Here is an 18,805-nt window from a genome sequence, read left to right on the forward strand (position 1 = left end):
AGTTGAAAGGATATAGAAGGACTATGAAACGAGCAAACACCATTTTATATCTCGTTGTTCCCTGCTACAACGAGGAAGAGGTTCTGCATAAGTCGGCAGCGGTTCTTTTGGACAAGCTGGATCGGCTGATTCAGGCGGGGACGATTTCGGATAAAAGTAAGATTTTATTTATCAACGACGGCAGTAAGGACAGCACCTGGCAGATTATTTATGAGCTTACACGTCAGAACAGCAAATATGCGGGCCTGAGCTTTTCCCGCAACTACGGTCATCAGAGTGCGATTCTGGCAGGGATGATGGCTGCTAGAAGCAAGGCAGATGCGGTTGTGACAATTGATGCAGATTTACAGCAGGATATTGAAGCACTGGATCAGTTCCTGGAATGTTATCAGAATGGCTGTGAGATTGTCTATGGCGTGCGCAATGACCGTGATACCGACGGATTTTTCAAAAAGACGACAGCAGGACTGTTTTACAAGCTGATGCATGTGCTTGGCTGCCAGACGATTACGAACCATGCGGATTATCGCCTGATGTCAAAGAAGGCATTGGATGCGCTGTCAGAGTTTCATGAAACGAACCTGTTTCTGCGGGGATTGATTCCGACGATGGGTTTCCAGTCGGATATTGTTTATTTCGATGTAAAGGAAAGAGAAGCCGGACAGTCGAAATATACATTGAAAAAGATGATGACGCTGGCAGTAGATGGAATCACTTCCATGAGCACCAGACCGCTGCAGATGATCGTAATCCTTGGATTTCTGACCTTTTTGTTCAGCATTGGACTGTTTATTTCCTGTATCGTGGACTGGGCAAATGGTGCGGTTGTTGCCGGCTGGACGACAACGGTGGCTTCGACCTGTCTGATTGGCGGTATTACACTTTTATCCCAGGGAATTATTGGGGAATATATCGGAAAAATTTATATGGAAAGCAAAGGACGTCCGCGGTATATCGTGGATTCCATGATTCTGCGGGATGCAGAGGATAGCGCAGAGGAAGAGCAGGAAAATGAGCGTAAGGATTGATATTCATGCGGATGATTTTGGGGAATCCGTTCATGCAAGCAGAGATATTCTGGAATGTTTAAAAGATGGAAAATTGAACAGTATCAGTGTGCTTGCAAATATGAGCTGTTTTGAAGAATGTGTGAGGCTGTATCGGGAGGCACAGGAAGAATTTCCATGGCAGCCGGCAATTTCTGTCCATGTAAATCTGATGGAGGGCAGCTGCCTGTCGGATCCGAAGGACTTACCGGATCTGGTGGATGAAAAAGGACATTTTCAGATTTCCTGGGAGAAGCTGTTCTTTGTTTCTTATCTTCCGTCCAGAAACAGGTTCAAAAAACAACTGAAAAAAGAAATTGAACTTCAGATTAAAGCTGTGACGGGAGTGTTTTCAGAATTGAACCTGCAGGAGCTTCGTATAGACAGTCATCAGCATACCCATATGATACCGGTTGTAGCGGAGGCACTGTTTGAGGTATTGGAAGAGCAGGGCTGGAAAGCGTCTTATATCCGGGATGCAAAGGAGCCGTTTTTTGTATTTTTGCAAAAGACTTCTTTATACAAAACCTATCGACCGGTCAATTTTGTAAAGAATATTTTATTGAACTATTGTTCTGCATTATTGCAGAAGCGGTTCCGGAATGCAGGGATGAAGCCGATGTATCTGTGGGGACTGATCATGAGCGGGCATATGGATGAAAAGCGAATCCGGCAGCTTTTAACGGATATAGAAAAAAAGGCAGAGCATAACGGCAGGATGCTTGAAATTCTGTTTCATCCAGGTCAGGTATTAAGAGAAGAAATATCCGATGAATTCAGTCAGGAAGATGCCATTGTGTTTCATGTTTCTCCGGATCGGAGCGTAGAAAAGCAGGCGGTTTATGCATTGGATCTGGCACAAAAAGCAAGAAAAGGAGAACGCTGATGGATAAAATAGCGGTACTGATTCCCTGTTATAACGAAGAAAAAACGATTGAAAAGGTTGTCCGGGATGCAAAAGCGGCGCTTCCGGAGGCTGTTATTTATGTATATAACAACAATTCTACCGACCGCACTGCAGAGCTGGCAGAAAAGGCCGGTGCAGTGGTGCGGCAGGAATATAAGCAGGGGAAAGGCAATGTAATCCGCAGGATGTTTCAGGAGGTTGATGCACTGTGCTATATCATGGTAGACGGCGATGATACCTATCCGATGGAAAATGCGCGAGAAATGGCGGACCTGGTGCTGGAACGCAACTCAGACATGGTAGTGGGTGACAGACTGTCTTCAACGTATTTTGAAGAGAATAAACGCCCTTTTCATAATATGGGAAACAGTCTGGTTCGTGCGTCGATCAATGCACTGTTCAAATCGGATATTCGGGATATTATGACGGGATATCGTGCATTTTCCTACCGTTTTGTCAAGACATTCCCGGTACTGTCCCGTGGCTTTGAAATCGAAACGGAGATGACGATTCATGCGGTTTATAACAATATGCAGGTAGATAATGTTGTGATCACATACCGTGACCGTCCGGAGGGCAGCGAATCCAAGTTAAATACGTATTCGGATGGTTTTCGCGTGCTGAAAACGATTTTCCGGATGTTCCGTCAGTATCGCCCCTTTGCATTTTTTGGGCTGTTGGCGCTGTTGCTGTTTGTGATTGCAGTTGGGTTCTTTATTCCGGTTGGAATCGAGTATGTGGAGACTGGTCTGGTGCCGAAGTTCCCGACACTGATCGCCTGCGGATTTGCAGGATTAGCTGCATTACAGTCCCTGTTTGCGGGCCTTATCCTGCATAATCTTGGCGTGAAGGACAGAAGGGATTTTGAATTCCGACTGCAGATTGTGGGGAAAGATACGAAAGAATAAGGTTAGTGGAAAGTAGAAAACGAAAAATGAATCTGGAAAAGAGAACGGTACGAAATAAAGTGTGGTGGATAGCGGGAGCAATATTGCTTCCGCTGCTCCTGTTTTTGGCATTGGGAGCACAGGATCAGGTTGTTTCTTATTCTGTATTTAAAGTGCCGGCTGTATCTGCCTATTATTTTATCTATTATGCAGAAAAATGGTTCGGTGTATTTCATTTGTTCCTGACAGCAGCGGCAATTTTAGTTGCTATCGTGATTGCAGTCAGAATTTCAGATCGAAGTTTATATGAGGGGGCTCTGCTTCGGATATTCTTTGGAACGGCTTCCGTATGGTTTTGTTATCAGGCTGTTGTAGTCAGAATCGGAGATATGGAATCTGTTAATTCTGTCAGAGTTTTTCTTCAGATTTTGACAACCCTTTGGTGGATTGCAGTTGTGATGGATGGAACCGGCTGGATTTGTGGGCATGTGTTGAAAAAGGAAACAGTGGAAAAGAAAGATGACTGGAAATGGCTGTTTTCAGTTTTACTCGTAGTGCTCTTTATAACCTGGCTTATGCTTGCATGGTCAGGAAAGTATGTTTATCCACAGGGAGATGATTTTGAATATGGTGCAAACAGTCATCTGGCATGGGTGCATGGAAAAGGCGTTTTAGGTGCGTTTGGCGGTGCATGTAAAACAGTGGCAGATGCCTTTGGAAGCTGGCAGGGAACATTTTCTTCTATTTTTCTCATGGCACTTCAGCCAGGAATTTGGGGAGAACAGTATTATCATCTGACTCCTGCAGTATTGTCCGGGTTATTGAGCGCAGCTGTACTAAGTTTTTCTTATCAATTCTTTCATACATTGTTTGGAGCCGGAAAAAGGGAGGCAGGGATTCTGGGCTGTCTGCTGGCAATTTTGGCGTTGCAGCTTGCACCGGCCAAAGTATCTGCTTTTTACTGGTGGAACGGAGGAATTCATTATACCGGTGCATTCAGCTTTTTGCTTTTATTCACGGCATTTCTGATACATGCGATTGCCCGAAAAGAAAAAAGAGTGCTGTATAGTGTGTTGGCAGCATGGATGGCAGTCATGGTTGGCGGCGGAAATCTTGTGACGGCGTTGATCGGAAATGTGGTTACAGGATATGTGATCTTGATTTTGTTGTGGAGAAAACGAAAGGATCTGTTAAAGTATCTGGCGGTTCCCGGAGGAGCGATGCTGATTGCGTTTTGTGTCAATATAGCAGCGCCGGGAAACTGGATCAGGCAGGGAAAATCCGGTGAGATTGCATCCTACGGTGTAATTGGTTCTATTTTAAAATCCTTTGTATTGTGTATGCAGGATATTGCGGGAGACTGGACCGGGATTTTCTGGGTATTTTTGATTTTAATGGTACTTCCTGTTTTATGGACAATAGCATCTAAAACAGAGTTTGAATTTCCGCTTCCGGGAGTCATTACTTTGGCAGGATACTGTTTCCTTTCTGCAATGTATGCACCGCAGCTGTTTGCACTCGGACAGTGGGGAACGGGAAGAATTGAAAACATTATGTATGATATGTTTTTGATTTTGACCGTTGTTCTTGAATTTTACTGGATCGGATGGATTCAGAAAAAACAAAAGCTGTACTGGAACGCCGATTCTCTAAAATGGTATGGTTTTTGTACAGGAATGACAGTGATATGCTTTTTACTGGTATCCCTGGCATCGCCGAAAGAAATAACCTCTGCAGCAATTGTAAATGCAGTCAGGAGCGGCGAAGCACAGGCATACGCAGATGCAATAGAACAGAATATTGTGACCATTAAAAATTCGGACGAAGCTCTGATTTTAATTCAGGAGCCGCCGAAAACTCCGGAGCTGTTTACGACAGATGAAATCGAAACCTGGAGATTTGGAACGGCGGAGTATTACGGAAAAAATAAAATTCGTTATTATGAAGAGTTGGATAAGTGATCGGAGATGGGGAATAAAAACACAGATAAAACTGAAAAGACAGAAAAGACGGAGGCTTTTACGGTGAAGAAACTGGCAGAATGGATTAGTATAAAGAAAATAGCAGCAGCTGTGGGAATCGCGTTTTTAGCGTCGATGGTACCCAACTGGTTATTAGCGTTTATCGCCAGACCTTCGGGGGACGACTACGGATATTCTGCAGCAAGCCATCAGACGTGGCTTCATACGCATTCTGTGATCGAAGTGTTTCGGACAGGTCTGGAAACGACAAAGCAGATGTGCCAGGTCTGGAATGGAGACTGGTTCAGTGTTTTTATATTTACGCTGATGCCGGAGGCCTTTGTATACAGAAGTTTTTGGATCGTACCTGTGTTCTGGACACTGGCAATGATTGCAGCCACTTATTATATGGTACATGAGTTTTTTACAAACTATTTTGGCTTAAAATGGTATGAAGGCGGAGTAGTCACATTATTGATTCTGCTGATGTTTTATCAATGGATTCCAAGCTCCGGAATCGGTATGTACTGGTATGTTGGAGTAATCCACTATATGATGCCCCATGTTTTGGCAATGCTTTTGATTGGATTTTTACTGAAATATTTAAGAACGGACAAATTCAGATATATTATCTTTTCTGTTTTGGGAATGATCGCAATCGGAGGGAGCAGCTATTATTCGGCATTTCTGGTTTTATTCAGTTATGTATTGATGTTTGTGATCGTGAAAAATAAAAAGCGTGCAGGGGTGTTTGCATTCCCGACATTTGCCGGAATGATCGCTTTGTACTTTCAGGTTACAGCACCCGGAAATGCAGCCAGAGTAGGCGGAGAGCAGATGGGCTTCAGCGTAGGAAAAGCAGCTTTCACGATTGTAGAAGCGTTGTGGCAGGGGGCTGTAAATGTAGTAAATTATTGGAGGGAGACTCCACTTTTATTTGTGCTGTTATTCTTTGTGACAGTCGTAGCATGGGAATGTCTTTCAGAAGCAAAATTGAAATTCGAGTTTAAATATCCGGTATTATGGGTTGGCTATATGTTTGGCGTGTATGCGGCAATGTATGCACCGGAGCTCTATGCAGCAACGGAGGTGTCCGGAGGACCTGGAACGATGGAATATCTGACGTTTATTTTAACGTCAGTTTCCTCCGTTATCTATGTAGAGGGCTGGATCTTGCGGAAACTGGAACTACGTCATACTCTGAAAAGAAGAGAAATTTATCATAAATGTATCACAGTTCCGGCGGTATTTGTTTGCCTGGTTCTGTGCCTGGTATTTAGGGGAAATCTGAAGGATTCGTTATTTTACAGCTCCTGCAGTTATATTGCAAGCGGTCAGGCAGCAGATTTTAAGGAACAAATGGAATCCCAGGAAAGAATATTGCGGGATGATTCCATTAAAGAAGCATATCTGTGTCCGACAAATCCGGAGCAGGGGCCATTGATGCATATGCCGGTCATCAAAAATCCGGAAGCATTTACCAATAGAGTTGTCGGAAACTTTTATGGAAAAGACATGGTTACGACAACGGAATGAATATCAGATAACAATTACAGATAGGATGAATCCAGCATAAAAATAAAGGAGAACAGTGTGAATAAAAAATTTGCAGAATTAATGTTCCATTGTTTATGATGATCACAGGCGCATTGCTGATTCCAAAAGCCGAGAGCTGGAGTGTGATCTTTAAAAAGAGAATTTCCAGAATGCTTGTAGTATTAGTTGCTTTTTCTGCGCTGATGTATGGCCTGCTGTGCTTTGCATGGAATCAGGATACATTTTCAGCAATGGCATTTGTGGAGAAGCTGCTGAAAAATGAGATTCAGACTTCTTACTGGTACCTGTATGAATATATAGGAATTTTGATGATGCTTCCATTTCTTGGGGCAATTGCGAGAAATGTGGATTTGGATTGCATGAAATATTTTCTGGGATTGGGGCTGATCATTAAAGTCGGAATGTCTATCGTCGGACAGTTTACGGGATATTCTATGATCCGTATTGAATCTTATGATCCCGCTGATGGCTTGTGCAGTCTATCTTGGCGTCCGCAGATTTTTTGTAATGCATACGAATATCAGAGGAGCCGGGATCATAGCATGTCTGGGCAGCTGTGCATTTGGCGTATACTTACTGGAGCATATCGGTCAGAAGCTATTCCTGAAGCTGTATTTGCAGCTGGCAGATCGGACATTCGGAATATTTGCATGCTCTGTTTATATCTGCTGTATTTTGCTGTTTAGCTTTGTACGTACATGGCTTATTCGAAAAAGTAAAATAGTAAGAAAATTTATTTAGCAGATTGGTACAGTTCTTTTTGCGGAAACAGGGGAGGATGTAACGAAAATCCATGCAAAGGGAACAAGACTGACGCAAAGAACTTTATTACGTTCGTAGCACTGATGACTCTCAGGACTAAACCTGAAAGTCGTCGAGAGTTAATTTTTCAGGAAGTTCACAGATAATATTGGTAATTGATTTGGCGAGAAATGCATGTTAAATTCCTGAAAATTAGACGGTTACCAATCCCTGCTTGTTAAAAAGCAGGGATTTGTAGTATGATAAAGAGTATCAGAACCACAGAAAGGAACACACTTATGCTGCACGAACTGGAATATCCATTTGACAGTGAATATATTTTAAAAAAATCAAAGAGCTTGAAGCGTCGTCTGCTGGAGGAGAACACCCAGCGGATTCCGAAGAAGATCGCGGTGCTGGGAGGCTCTACGACCCATGATATTATCCGGATTCTGGAGCTGTTTTTGCTGAATCAGGGAATTGAACCGACCTTTTATGAATCGGAGTACGGAATGTACTGGGAAGATGCGATGTTCGGCAATGAAGAATTGAACGCGTTTGGACCGGATCTGGTTTATATTCATACGAGCTTTCGGAACCTGCGCAGTCTGCCGGAGGTAAAGGATTCCCGGGAACAGGTGGAAGACAAGCTCAGATCGGAATTTGAACATTTTCAGGTGATGTGGGAGAAGCTGGCGGATACCTGGCATTGTCCGATCATTCAGGACAACTTTGAACTTCCCTATTACCGTTTGATGGGAAATCAGGATGGTGCGGATTTTCATGGCAGAACCTGGTATGTGAACCGGATGAACCAGATGTTTGCAGATTATGCGGCAGAGCATCAAAATTTCCTGATCAATGATATCTGCTATCAGTCTGCGGCATATGGTCTGGATGAATGGTCTGCGCCGTTTTTCTGGCACATGTACAAGTATAGTTTGTGCCTGAAGGCGATTCCATGGATGGCACACAACGTTGCGAATATTATGAAGTCGCTTTACGGCAAAAATAAAAAATCGCTGGTGCTGGATCTGGACAATACGCTTTGGGGAGGCATTGTCGGGGATGACGGTCCGGAAAATCTGGAAATTGGACAGGAAACGAATCTGGGACAGGTTTATGCGGAATTTCAGTCCTATGTGAAGTCACTGAAAGACTATGGCGTGATGTTGAACGTCGCATCCAAGAATGAAGAGGAAAATGCACTTGCAGGCTTGAATCATCCGGCAGGGGTGCTGAAGCCGGAGGATTTCCTGATCATTGCGGCAAACTGGGAGCCGAAGAGCCGGAATATTCTGGAAATTGCACATCAGTTGAACATTTTGCCGGACAGCCTTGTGTTTGCAGATGATAATCCGGCAGAGCGGGAGATTGTGCGGCAGCAGGCACCCGGCGTGACTGCGCCCGAGATCGGCAAACCGGAGGATTATATCCGGGTGCTGGATCGCGGTGGTTATTTTGAAGTGACGTCGCTTTCGGAGGATGACCGCAAGCGAAATGAGATGTATCAGGCGAATTTGAAGCGCGAAAAGGCGCAGGCATCCTTTGCGGACTATGCAGAGTATTTGAAATCCCTGGATATGAAAGCCACGATCCGAAGCTTTGAACCGGTTTACATGGCAAGAATCGCACAGCTGACCAATAAGAGCAATCAGTTCAATTTAACAACACAGCGTATGACACAGGCACAGATTGAACAAATGGCGGCGGATGATTCTTATATTACCTTATATGGAAAACTGGAGGATAAGTTCGGGGATAACGGCGTTGTTTCTGTTGTGATCGCCCAAAAGGAAGAGAAAGTAGCGCATATCCGCCTGTGGCTGATGAGCTGCCGCGTCCTGAAACGGGACATGGAGCTTGCAATGCTGGATGAGCTTGTGGAACGGTGTCAGGAAGCAGGAATCGAAGAAATTTACGGATACTATTATCCGACGGCGAAAAACAACATGGTACGGAAATTTTACGGAGAGCTGGGCTTTGAGAAGTGTTCGGAGGATGAGGCTGGAAACAGTGTCTGGAAGCTGAACACAGCAGGCTATGAAAAGCGAAACCATGTGATCGAAGTGGAGAGCTGAGTATGTTATTTCAGTCATATATTTTTATCCTGCTGTTCTTTCCGCTGTGTCTGCTGGGCTTCTGGGGGCTAAAGCGCCAGAAGCTTTTGCAGCTCTGGCTGATTGCCTTTTCCCTGTGGTTTTACGGAGCAGCGAGTCCGTATTATCTGTTGCTGCTGCTGGGCAGTATTGCATGGAATTATGCTTTTTTTCGCGCCATAGAGCGTGGCATTGGGCGTGTTACAGAGCGTGTTTCCGGGAGTGCTATGGAGCGCGCAGAGTATGGGATGGAATGTGACAGCTCCCGGAAAAGACTCTTGTTAGGAATTGGAATTGCAGGAAATCTTGCATTACTTTGCTTTTTTAAATATTTTAATGCAATATCGGCTGGCTGGAGTCAGATGAAAGGGCTGGAGGATCCGATTCTGCAGCTTGCATTACCCCTTGGCATCAGCTTTTTTACCTTTCAGCAGATTGGATTTCTGGCAGATGCTTATAAAGGAGAGGTTGGGGCGTGCAGCCTGAGGGAATATGTCCTGTTCGTTTCCTTTTTCCCATATGTGTCGTCCGGACCGATTGTCAATGCGCAGGAAATGCTGCCGCAGTATCGGCAAATCGGTCGGCAGCGCCTGGATTGGGTAAAGTTTTCCGGCGGACTGTATCTGTTTGCGCTGGGGCTGTCAAAAAAGGTGCTGCTTGCGGATACCTTCGGCAAGGCGGTGGATGCAGGCTATGGAAATGTGGCAGGGCTGTCCGGCACGGATGCCTGGCTGGTAATGCTGTTTTATACGCTGCAGCTGTACTTTGATTTCAGCGGCTATTGCGATATGGGGCGGGGCATTGCTCATATGCTTGGCATGGAGCTGCCGGTGAACTTTGATTCTCCCTACAAGGCGTCCAACATCATTGAATTTTGGAAACGCTGGCATATTACGTTGAACCGTTTCCTGAGAAAATATGTATACATTCCGCTGGGCGGCAACCGGAAAGGTACAGCGCGGATGTATTTGAACTTATTTATTGTATTTCTGGTCAGTGGAATCTGGCACGGCGCAGGCTGGAACTTTGTCCTGTGGGGAGCGCTGCATGGTGCGCTGTATCTGATTACCCGGTCATGGCAGCTAAAGCAGTCACGGCAGCAGTGTGCGGCGGATGTGCATGTTCAAAATGGAACGAAAAAATCCGGTGTATTTTCTGCAGTCCAACATGTGCTTTGCGTCGCTCTGACCTTCCTGTTTTTGAACTTTACATGGATGCTGTTCCGTTCTGCAAATCTGTCACAGGCAGGTGAGTTTGTCGGACGGTTAATCGGCGGTGGCTTTGCAGCTCCGGCGGTTCAGATCACAGAGGCGTTCAATTTGGAAGAGTTTTGGTATGTGATCAAGATTTTACATCTGGATCGTCTGCCGGGAAACGAGCTGTACTTATGCTTTGGTTTTTTGGCAGTGGCGCTTTGGCTCGTCTTTTTTGCACGCAACGCAGGTGAGCGGGAAAAGAGCTTTGAACCGAACGGGAAAAATATGTTTGTGACAGCATTTCTGATGATCTGGTGTGTGGTGTCATTAAGCGGTGTAAGCAGCTTTTTGTATTATCGGTTTTAGAGGATGTTTGGCTTAAATTGAGGAGTAGTGTGAAAAAATAAGCGTGATCGCTTATTTTTCGCACTGCTATTTGTGCCGCAGGCGTCACAAAGTAGCTATGATCGCAGAGCAGAACTGGAAGTTCTGCTCGCGATTCCTTCGGCGCAAGACGCCTGCGGAATGGAGATTAGAATGGAAGAAAACGAAGGAAAAGAAAAAAAGCAGAAAAAAATGCAGCCGAAGCGCTGGCTTGCCGGTTTTCTGGGCATTTTTCTGGCGGGACTTGCAGGATGTATGGCGCTGGTGGTCTGGGTGGATCCTTTTTTTCTGTATCATAAGCCCCTTTCCGGGTTTCCGTATCTGGTAGATAATCAGGTAAATCAGAATCCGGGACTTGCAAAGCATATGGATTATGATGGGATTTTAATCGGGTCCTCCATGACTGCGAGCTTTAACACGGACTGGTTTGAGGAGCTGCTTGGGATAAAGACGCAGAAACTTTCTTATAACGGTTCTTATCCGAAAGATTTATCCAATATCATGCAGCTGGTATTTGATGCAAAGGGCGATCAGGTAAAAGCTGTATATATGGCGGTGGATCAGGCCACGTTCTCGGCGGATCCGGAGGAAACGAAGTTTCCGCTTACCGATTATCTTTATGATGACAATGTGTTCAATGACATTCCGTATCTGCTGAACAAGGATGTTTTGCTGGACTATATTCTGCGACCGCTGGCAGACAGAAAAGATGCTTCGGACTGGTCGGAGCTGTATAAGCCCTGGTGGACGGATGAATATTATAATAAGGCAAACGTGTTGATGTATTATGAGCCGGCAGAGGAACGGCCGGAAGAGGAAGCGCTTGCGGCGGATTATTTCAACGATGCGGTAGAAACGAATCTGCAGCAGAATATTCTGCCTTATATTGAAGCTCATCCGAAAACGGAGTTTTATATTTTCTATCCGCCTTACAGCATTTTATTCTGGAATGATGTGACGCGGGAAAAGGAAACGGATGCGGTCATCGGCAGACTGGAATATATGACGGAACGATTGTTGAACTATGAAAATGTTCATGTGTTCAATTTTCTGGGAAAAGAAGATATTATCTGTAATCTGAACAATTATGCGGACTATATGCATTATCATAAAAATGTCTGCCGGTATATCACGGAGTGCTTTGCAACCGGTGAAAATGAACTGCATCCGGAAAATTATGGGCAGGCGTTTGATGAGATCAGGACACTGGCGATGAGTTATAATTACCCTGCGATCTGGGACGACTGGTACGATAGGACGCCGCGGTATGGGGAGGAATAAAGATTGAAAAATAAAATTTTTCAATCGCGAGATTTGTGTCTGCGCGCTTGACACAAACTCGGCATGCGCAAAAAAACGTGCGCAGAAATGAGAGGAAAATATGCTGCAGAAAGCATTGGGATGTCTGTTTGTGTTTGGAATTGCCCCGGTCGGGATCGGCGGACTTTGGACAAAAGGAATTGGGCAGAAAAGAGAAAAGATTTTGAACCTGTATCTGGCAGGTTTTTTGAGTGAGCTGGCGGTGTTTCAGCTGATCGCTGTGCCGGTGATGGTAAAAGAAGTTTATGGGATGAACCTGCTGGTATATCTGACAACTGCGGTTTTTGCAGTGTTGGCTGCGACGGGATTTATCTGGACGCTTCTGCGGGAACGCGGTTTGTGGAAGCAGGACAGGCAAAAGCAGCACGTTGCAGTTCAAAATCCGGAGCGTCTGCTTTTCTGGCTGCTGTTTTTGGCGTCGGTGGGCTATCAGATGTATATGGCCTTTGCCTATGCTTCCTTTGACGGGGATGATGCGTATTATGTAGTGCAATCTGTATTGGCGGATCAGACAGGCGTATTGAACCGGATTCGTCCCTACACCGGACTTTCCACGGACTTAGATATTCGTCATGCCCTGGCGACGCTGCCGCTGTGGATTGCCTATGTGGCGCGGATGACGGGCATTCATGCGACCATTGTGGCCCATACGCTGCTGCCGCTGATTTTTATTCCGCTGACCTATTATGTGTTTGTTCAGATCGGCAGAAAGCTGTTTTCCGATGGCTCTGTCAAGCTTCCGATTTTTCTGACGCTGGTTTCTATTATGCAGATCTGGGGGAATATTTCGATCTATACGAATGAAACCTTTTTCCTGACGCGGACCTGGCAGGGAAAATCGGTGCTGGCGAATCTGATCTTACTGGTGGAGCTGTGGCTGATGCTGGAACTTTGTGCCCGGGAAAAAAATAAGGAGAGGCAGGAAGAAACGGGATCGCAGCTGACCTACTGGCTGCTTCTTACAGTCAATCATATCGCGGCGGCGATGATGACGAGTATGGGTGCGTTTCTGACAGCGATGCTGTTGGGCATTACGGCTCTTGTGGCGGCAATTCGGTATCGCTGCTGGTCGATTTTGTGGAAAACGGCGTTATGCTGCATCCCGAATGTGATCTATCTGGCGTTGCTGCTGGTTTTGTAAGGGAAAGACGGCAGTTTGCAAAACACCTGCAAACTGCATCGATAGGAGAGATTGCGTTGAAAGAGATTGTGACAATTTTTCAGAATTACTGCGGCAGTGGCTGGTATCCGGTACTTTTTCTGGCTGCGCTTTTGTATTTGCTGGTTACAGAACAAAAAAAGCGGATTCGCGTCGTGCTGGTAGAAGGCTCTCTGGTGATCACGGTTTTGTTTTTTCTGCCGTTTACAAAGACGGTAATGAATCTGTTGGGGGAGGGAGAAACCTATTACCGGATTTTGTGGCTGCTTCCCATGGCGGTGGTGATCGCTTATGGGGGGATCCGGTTGTTTGGAAAGCATTACCGGATCGGCTTTGTCCTTCTGACGCTGGTTCTGGTACTGACCGGAAAATCGGTGTACGATAGCCCGTATTTGTCCAAGGCGCAGAACCGGTATCATATTCCAAATTCCGTGATTGCGATCTGCAACGAAATCATGCCGGCGGAGGAGGAAGAGCGGGTCTGGGCGGTATTTCCGCAGGAGCTGATCTATTATGTACGACAGTATACATCGGAGGTGCAGATGCCCTACGGGCGGGAAATGCTGGAGGCGTCCTGGGAGTGGAACTGGGACACACATCCGATTTATGAGATCATGCGGGAGGATACGATTGATCTGGATGCGCTTTCGCCGCTTTTGACGGAGTACAATTGCCAGTATCTGATTTTGAACAAGAGTGTTCCGTATACCGGCGATCCGCAAAAAAACGGACTGACGAAAATCGCGGATATTGAAGCATATGAGCTGTATCGGAATGAAGCGGTGGAGATTGTGAAGAAGAAAGAGCAGGAGGAAAATAAAAAATGAAATCGACGGACGGCAGGTGCAAACGAAAAATCTGTCGTTTTAGCAAAGAATGGCTATTTCTGCAGGCATTTTTGACAGCGCTTGCGTTAAATACAGAACTTGGAGTAGCAGATGATGAAATCGATGGAATCAACAATGTTCTTTTGGCAAAGTTTTATGCACTGTTTGCTCAGATTGAATCTGGAATTAGTACAAAGGGATTTTTCCTGACAGTATTAACAGCAGCATTGTTTGTCGGATATATATGGATTTCACGGAAAGAACAAACGCTTCCGCCGAAAAAACATATTGGTTTGGCAGCTTTTCTGGCAATGATGTATACAGGAGGTATGGCATACTGGTACGGTGGAAATCTTTCGCTTTTGTATTCATTTCAGATCAACAGGCTGCGCAGTGTTGTATTACTTCTGGGGATGTATTTCTTTTATCTGTATGCGATCGAAGGGGTGCATTACATATTGCGGCAAAAAAATGAGAATGTAGGAACCGCTACAGAGAAAACTGGAAAATGGGGAACAGCGTATCAGAAATATTCGTTTTGGATGACCTGGGGCATCCTGGTGTTTGTGTGGTTTATTCATCTGATTTTAAGATATCCTGGTGCTATGAGCTATGATAACTGGGCACAGCTGCGATATTATTATGGATTTGAAACATATACGACAGCTCAGCCGATTTTCCATACCTGGCTATTTGGTAGTTTTATTCGACTTGCCGTAAAACTCGGAAGTCCGAATGTCGGTTTGTTTTTGTTTGTACTGATGCAGTCCCTGATTATGTCTGCTGTTCTTGCATGGACACTGGAACTGATGAAGCGCTGGAATACAGCTGTCTGGCTTAGAACGCTGACTTTTGCGGTTTATTGTATTGCACCGTATTTTACAGGATATGCTGCATTTCCGATCAAAGATTATCTCTATACTGCTTTTTTAGTGTTGCTGGCTTGTCTGATGGCAGAATGGATGCTGGAGGAAGAGCAATTTTGGAATCAGGCTGTCCAAAATGTACTTTGGATTGTGGCAGCAGCACTGATGATTTTATGTCGGAAAAACGGAATTTATCTGTATCTGGTTGTGACAGTTGTCATCTGTGTACAAATGTTTTGGAAGAAAAAGCGGACACGGAGAGTTATAGGGAGAAAAGTGGCTATTGTCATCCTGCCGTTTCTTCTGGTATTTGCAGTGGAAGGAATTATTACACAGGTTTATCATGTGGAAAAGGATTCTCCGAAGGAAATGTTTTCGCTGCCGTTTCAGCAGACAGCGCGCTATGTAAAAGAATACGGGGATGAGATACCGGGTGAAGAGCGCGAGGTTATTGCAAAGGTTTTGGATTATGATTCTCTGGCGGAAATCTATGAGCCGATGACCGCTGATCCGGTAAAAACAACCTATCGTTCCGGTTCGACGGGGGATCTTGTGGCATATTTCAATGTGTGGATGAAAGAGTTTTTTAGGCATCCGCTATGCTATGTGGAAGCAACGTGGAATCAGAATTATTATGTATTTGCGCCTTATGCGGATAACGTGGTTTACAATAAGAATTGCCTGGTTGGTTCTGACTTGGAATATGATAAAGAGTATTACAGCTGGCTGAATTTCCAAATCCCTGAAAAAATGGAAGGCGTGTCGAATATTGCAGTGAAACTATACAGCCTGCTGACGACAGCGCCGGTGATCGGAATGTTCAGCAATGTGGCTTTTTATGTAATTTTGATGTTTGTATTATTGCATTTTGTCAGGCTGGAGAAAAATAAAAAAGCATTCGTTGTGATGCTTCCTGCGCTGATTTCTTTCCTGTTTGTATTACTGGCACCTCAGATTCAGGGGCAGCCAAGATACGCGTTCCCGATCATTTATACGATGCCGCTGATGATCGCGTTTTATCAGAAGACAGAGCGTGGATGAACACAGCGCCGGACGGCATATCGGACAACGGCATGATCAGATGCCGGACAAGTTAAAAGTATAAAACCATAAAACAACCAACCCGGGAAGCTACGCATCTCAAGTGCACAGCCTCCCGGGTTTTATTTTAATGCAATCTTCAATTCAAAATTATTTTACTGTTTAAATACTTTTCCAAACCGCTCTGCGATTTTTTCACGACCCTTTTGGTTCAGATGATATCCGTCCGTCAGGCAGTCGGTATCCTCCATTGTGATCGCACCGTAGTAGTTGTCAATAAAGGATACGCCGTTTTTGCGGCAGGCTTCGACTTCCCAGTTGAGGTAATCGACCATCGTGCCGTTGCCGAGATCATCGCGGTCGATATCGATGGTTTTGCCGTTTGCATCCGTGAAGGTGCCGTAGGGCTGGGAGAGCAGATAAATGCGGATATGCGGGCACTGCTCCTGAAAAAGCTTGATTGTCGCGGTTAAAGCGCCGTAAACAGTTGTCAGGTTTTTATCGTTTGCCTCGTCGTAAACCGTGCGGTCGTCTCTGTAGTCCTGGAGGTCGTAGAGGATCACGAGATCGTCCACCTTGGAAAGGTCAACGCTCTTTAAAGTTTCGAGCGCCTGGGCGGCAGCTTCGGAATTCATCTGCGGGACGATGACATCCATCAGGTCAAAATTCTGGTTGAGCAGAGCAGCCGCAACCCAGTAAAGGCTGACGCCATCCAGCGGATAGCTGTTGTCAAATTCCTGATGCTTCATGGAAATGGAGCTTCCGGGGAACGCGGCGTTTAAAATGGTGGCATTTGCGGATTTTTCCATCAGGGCAGCCAGACCGGTGTCAGAGCGATCATCGGACAGAAGGTCGTTGCCGAGGGCAAGAACGGTGGTTACCCCGTCATCCTCATGCCCTTCGAGCATTTCCGGATCGAGAGGCTGGAGATAATCCATAACCTCAACATCGAACTCTGTAGTCGTTTCATTTGGGTCATAATCAGACTGACGGCCGCGGTTCCAGAGAAACAGCCGGACAATCGTTACAACGAGGATGATAGAAAAGACGATGACGAAAATCACATGTCCGGACGGACGCCCGGAGCTGGAAGAACGGCGCCTCCTTTTACGGCTTTTTGTATGGGAATGGGTATGTTTTGAATGCTGATTTGGTCTGCTGTTTTCTGCGGTAGAATTATTTTCTTTCATAAAAAATCTGAACTCCTTATGGTTTACTGTCAATTTTGACCGGTAAAAAGTCGTTTTGATACATTCATCTTAGCATTCAGCCACACAACTGTCCAGACAGGGGTCAAAAGATTCAAAATAATTTAAGAATCTTAACAATATTCATATAAAGCATCTCATGTTATACTAAAGCATACATGAAATATCGAAAGAACGAAAAGGGAGAAACGGTAGGATGGTTTTTTCATCATTATTATTTTTATGGCTCTTTTTGCCGGTGGTTGTTGCTGGATATTATATTGTTCCGTCAAAATGTAAAAATATCCTGCTGCTGATATCAAGTTTGCTTTTTTATGCCTGGGGGGAACCGGTCTATATTTTGCTGATGCTGTTTTCCATTTTTTTTAACTGGGGAACAGGGCTTTTGATCGACCGGTTTCGGAAAATTGACGGGATTTTGCTGGCAGTAAATGTTGTCGGAAATCTTGCGTTACTCGGATTTTTCAAATACTATGATTTTTTTATTGGGTTGGTCAACAGCTGTTTCAAAACGACGTTTCCGGAAAAGAATATTCCGCTTCCGATTGGAATTTCTTTTTTTACGTTTCAGATTCTGTCATATGTAATTGATCTGTACCGGGGAAGATATCCTGTCCAGAAAAATATCCTAAATCTGGCGCTTTATATTTCCTTTTTCCCGCAGTTGATTGCAGGACCGATTGTGCGGTATGTGGATATTGACCGACAGCTGGAAAGCAGGACGCACAGCACCCAAAAGGCGATGGAGGGAATTCGGCGTTTTCTGTATGGTCTGGGGAAAAAGGTGCTGATTGCAAACGTTCTCGGACAGTGCGTGGACAGCATTTATGCGATGGAGCTGTCAGAGGTAACCGGGGCTTTTGCATGGCTGGCAGCAGGAATGTATATGCTTCAGATTTATTATGATTTTTCGGGGTATTCGGATATGGCGATCGGACTCGGAAAGCTGTTTGGCTTTGATTTTCCGGAAAACTTTAATTACCCGTATCTATCGAAATCTGTGCAGGAATTCTGGCGGCGCTGGCACATTTCCTTAGGAACATGGTTTCGGGAATATTTGTATTTTCCGCTTGGAGGGAGCAGAAAAGGTGCGGTGCGGACATACGTGAATCTGATGATCGTTTTTTTAGTGACAGGGCTGTGGCACGGCGCGGGAATGACGTTTGTGCTCTGGGGCGTTTATTACGGAGTGCTTCAGGTGATTGAACGATTGGGATTTAAGAAAATTCTGGGAAAATACCCGGTGATTGGATGGAGCTATACGTTTCTGGCAGCACTGTTTGGATGGGTTTTATTCCGGGCGGACACGTTTGTACAGGCAGGAGGAATGATGGTCCGCATGATCTGTCCGTGGAAGTATTTACAGACAGATGTACTTTTACAAAATATTGTAGACCACAGAGCGTTTGTGATGTTGATTGTCGGGCTTTTGGGATGCGGTTTTATTCAGAAAATATGGCAGCGGATACCGGGAACGAAACGCTGGAAGTATTCCATTGGAGAAGCGGTATGGTGTGCAATCCTTGGCGTGTTGAGTCTGGCGGCGCTGGCTGGAAATACCTATAATCCGTTTATTTATTTCAGGTTTTAAACAGGAAAGGAACAC

General features: G+C 45.2%; 14 protein-coding genes. 13 read left to right on the forward strand and 1 reads right to left on the reverse strand.

Translation table 11 applies throughout. The features are described 5' to 3' along the window. The first annotated feature begins 23 nt into the window (after positions 1–23). The 12 genes from ACLTOQ_RS04560 (at position 24) to ACLTOQ_RS04615 (ending at position 15,991) form a co-directional block, all read left to right on the forward strand. On the forward strand, positions 24–1,028 hold the full coding sequence (locus tag ACLTOQ_RS04560) for a glycosyltransferase family 2 protein (protein WP_412318889.1): 1,005 nt from the start codon (positions 24–26) through the stop codon (positions 1,026–1,028). After that, entirely contained in the window at positions 1,012–1,932 is a 921-nt protein-coding gene (locus tag ACLTOQ_RS04565) for a ChbG/HpnK family deacetylase (protein ID WP_412318890.1), read from the forward strand. Before ACLTOQ_RS04560 ends, ACLTOQ_RS04565 begins: the two co-directional genes overlap by 17 nt. Then, complete coding sequence (locus ACLTOQ_RS04570) at positions 1,932–2,861, forward strand: glycosyltransferase family 2 protein (RefSeq protein WP_118495748.1); 930 nt, start codon at positions 1,932–1,934, stop codon at positions 2,859–2,861. Before ACLTOQ_RS04565 ends, ACLTOQ_RS04570 begins: the two co-directional genes overlap by 1 nt. A gap of 26 nt (positions 2,862–2,887) precedes the next feature. After that, positions 2,888–4,801 (forward strand): hypothetical protein, encoded by a 1,914-nt coding sequence (locus tag ACLTOQ_RS04575; protein ID WP_412318892.1) that lies wholly within the window; start codon positions 2,888–2,890, stop codon positions 4,799–4,801. A gap of 63 nt (positions 4,802–4,864) precedes the next feature. Further along, positions 4,865–6,337 carry a hypothetical protein gene (locus ACLTOQ_RS04580; protein ID WP_412318893.1) on the forward strand — a complete coding sequence of 491 codons (1,473 nt, stop codon included), beginning with the start codon at positions 4,865–4,867 and terminating at the stop codon, positions 6,335–6,337. A gap of 77 nt (positions 6,338–6,414) precedes the next feature. Beyond that, positions 6,415–7,044 carry an acyltransferase family protein gene (locus tag ACLTOQ_RS04585; RefSeq protein ID WP_412318925.1) on the forward strand — a complete coding sequence of 210 codons (630 nt, stop codon included), beginning with the start codon at positions 6,415–6,417 and terminating at the stop codon, positions 7,042–7,044. A gap of 354 nt (positions 7,045–7,398) precedes the next feature. Continuing rightward, a complete protein-coding gene (locus ACLTOQ_RS04590; protein ID WP_412318894.1) occupies positions 7,399–9,180 on the forward strand; it encodes an HAD-IIIC family phosphatase in 1,782 nt (593 codons plus the stop codon). 2 nt (positions 9,181–9,182) lie between these two features. Beyond that, on the forward strand, positions 9,183–10,760 hold the full coding sequence (locus tag ACLTOQ_RS04595; RefSeq protein WP_412318896.1) for an MBOAT family O-acyltransferase: 1,578 nt from the start codon (positions 9,183–9,185) through the stop codon (positions 10,758–10,760). A 171-nt stretch (positions 10,761–10,931) separates the two neighbouring features. Beyond that, a complete protein-coding gene (locus tag ACLTOQ_RS04600) occupies positions 10,932–12,059 on the forward strand; it encodes a hypothetical protein (protein ID WP_412318898.1) in 1,128 nt (375 codons plus the stop codon). 100 nt (positions 12,060–12,159) lie between these two features. Beyond that, complete coding sequence (locus tag ACLTOQ_RS04605) at positions 12,160–13,239, forward strand: DUF6077 domain-containing protein (RefSeq protein WP_412318899.1); 1,080 nt, start codon at positions 12,160–12,162, stop codon at positions 13,237–13,239. A 56-nt stretch (positions 13,240–13,295) separates the two neighbouring features. Then, the gene (locus ACLTOQ_RS04610; protein ID WP_412318900.1) at positions 13,296–14,084 is read left to right on the forward strand and encodes a hypothetical protein; all 789 of its coding nucleotides are present in this window, start codon (positions 13,296–13,298) and stop codon (positions 14,082–14,084) included. Continuing rightward, positions 14,081–15,991 (forward strand): DUF6020 family protein, encoded by a 1,911-nt coding sequence (locus tag ACLTOQ_RS04615; RefSeq protein WP_412318902.1) that lies wholly within the window; start codon positions 14,081–14,083, stop codon positions 15,989–15,991. The genes ACLTOQ_RS04610 and ACLTOQ_RS04615 overlap by 4 nt, the downstream gene beginning before the upstream one ends. Before the next feature lie 155 nt (positions 15,992–16,146). On the opposite strand, the gene ACLTOQ_RS04620 is transcribed toward ACLTOQ_RS04615, so the two are convergent. Continuing rightward, positions 16,147–17,181, reverse strand: a complete 1,035-nt coding sequence (locus ACLTOQ_RS04620) for an SGNH/GDSL hydrolase family protein (RefSeq protein ID WP_412318904.1) — start codon at positions 17,179–17,181, stop codon at positions 16,147–16,149. A 214-nt stretch (positions 17,182–17,395) separates the two neighbouring features. Here ACLTOQ_RS04620 and ACLTOQ_RS04625 point away from each other — a divergent pair, with 214 nt between their 5' ends. After that, positions 17,396–18,790, forward strand: a complete 1,395-nt coding sequence (locus tag ACLTOQ_RS04625; protein WP_412318906.1) for an MBOAT family O-acyltransferase — start codon at positions 17,396–17,398, stop codon at positions 18,788–18,790. The last annotated feature ends 15 nt before the right edge of the window (positions 18,791–18,805 follow it).

The sequence above is a fragment of the Gallintestinimicrobium sp. genome (genome assembly GCF_046968865.1).
Lineage (GTDB): Bacteria > Bacillota > Clostridia > Lachnospirales > Lachnospiraceae > Gallintestinimicrobium > Gallintestinimicrobium propionicum.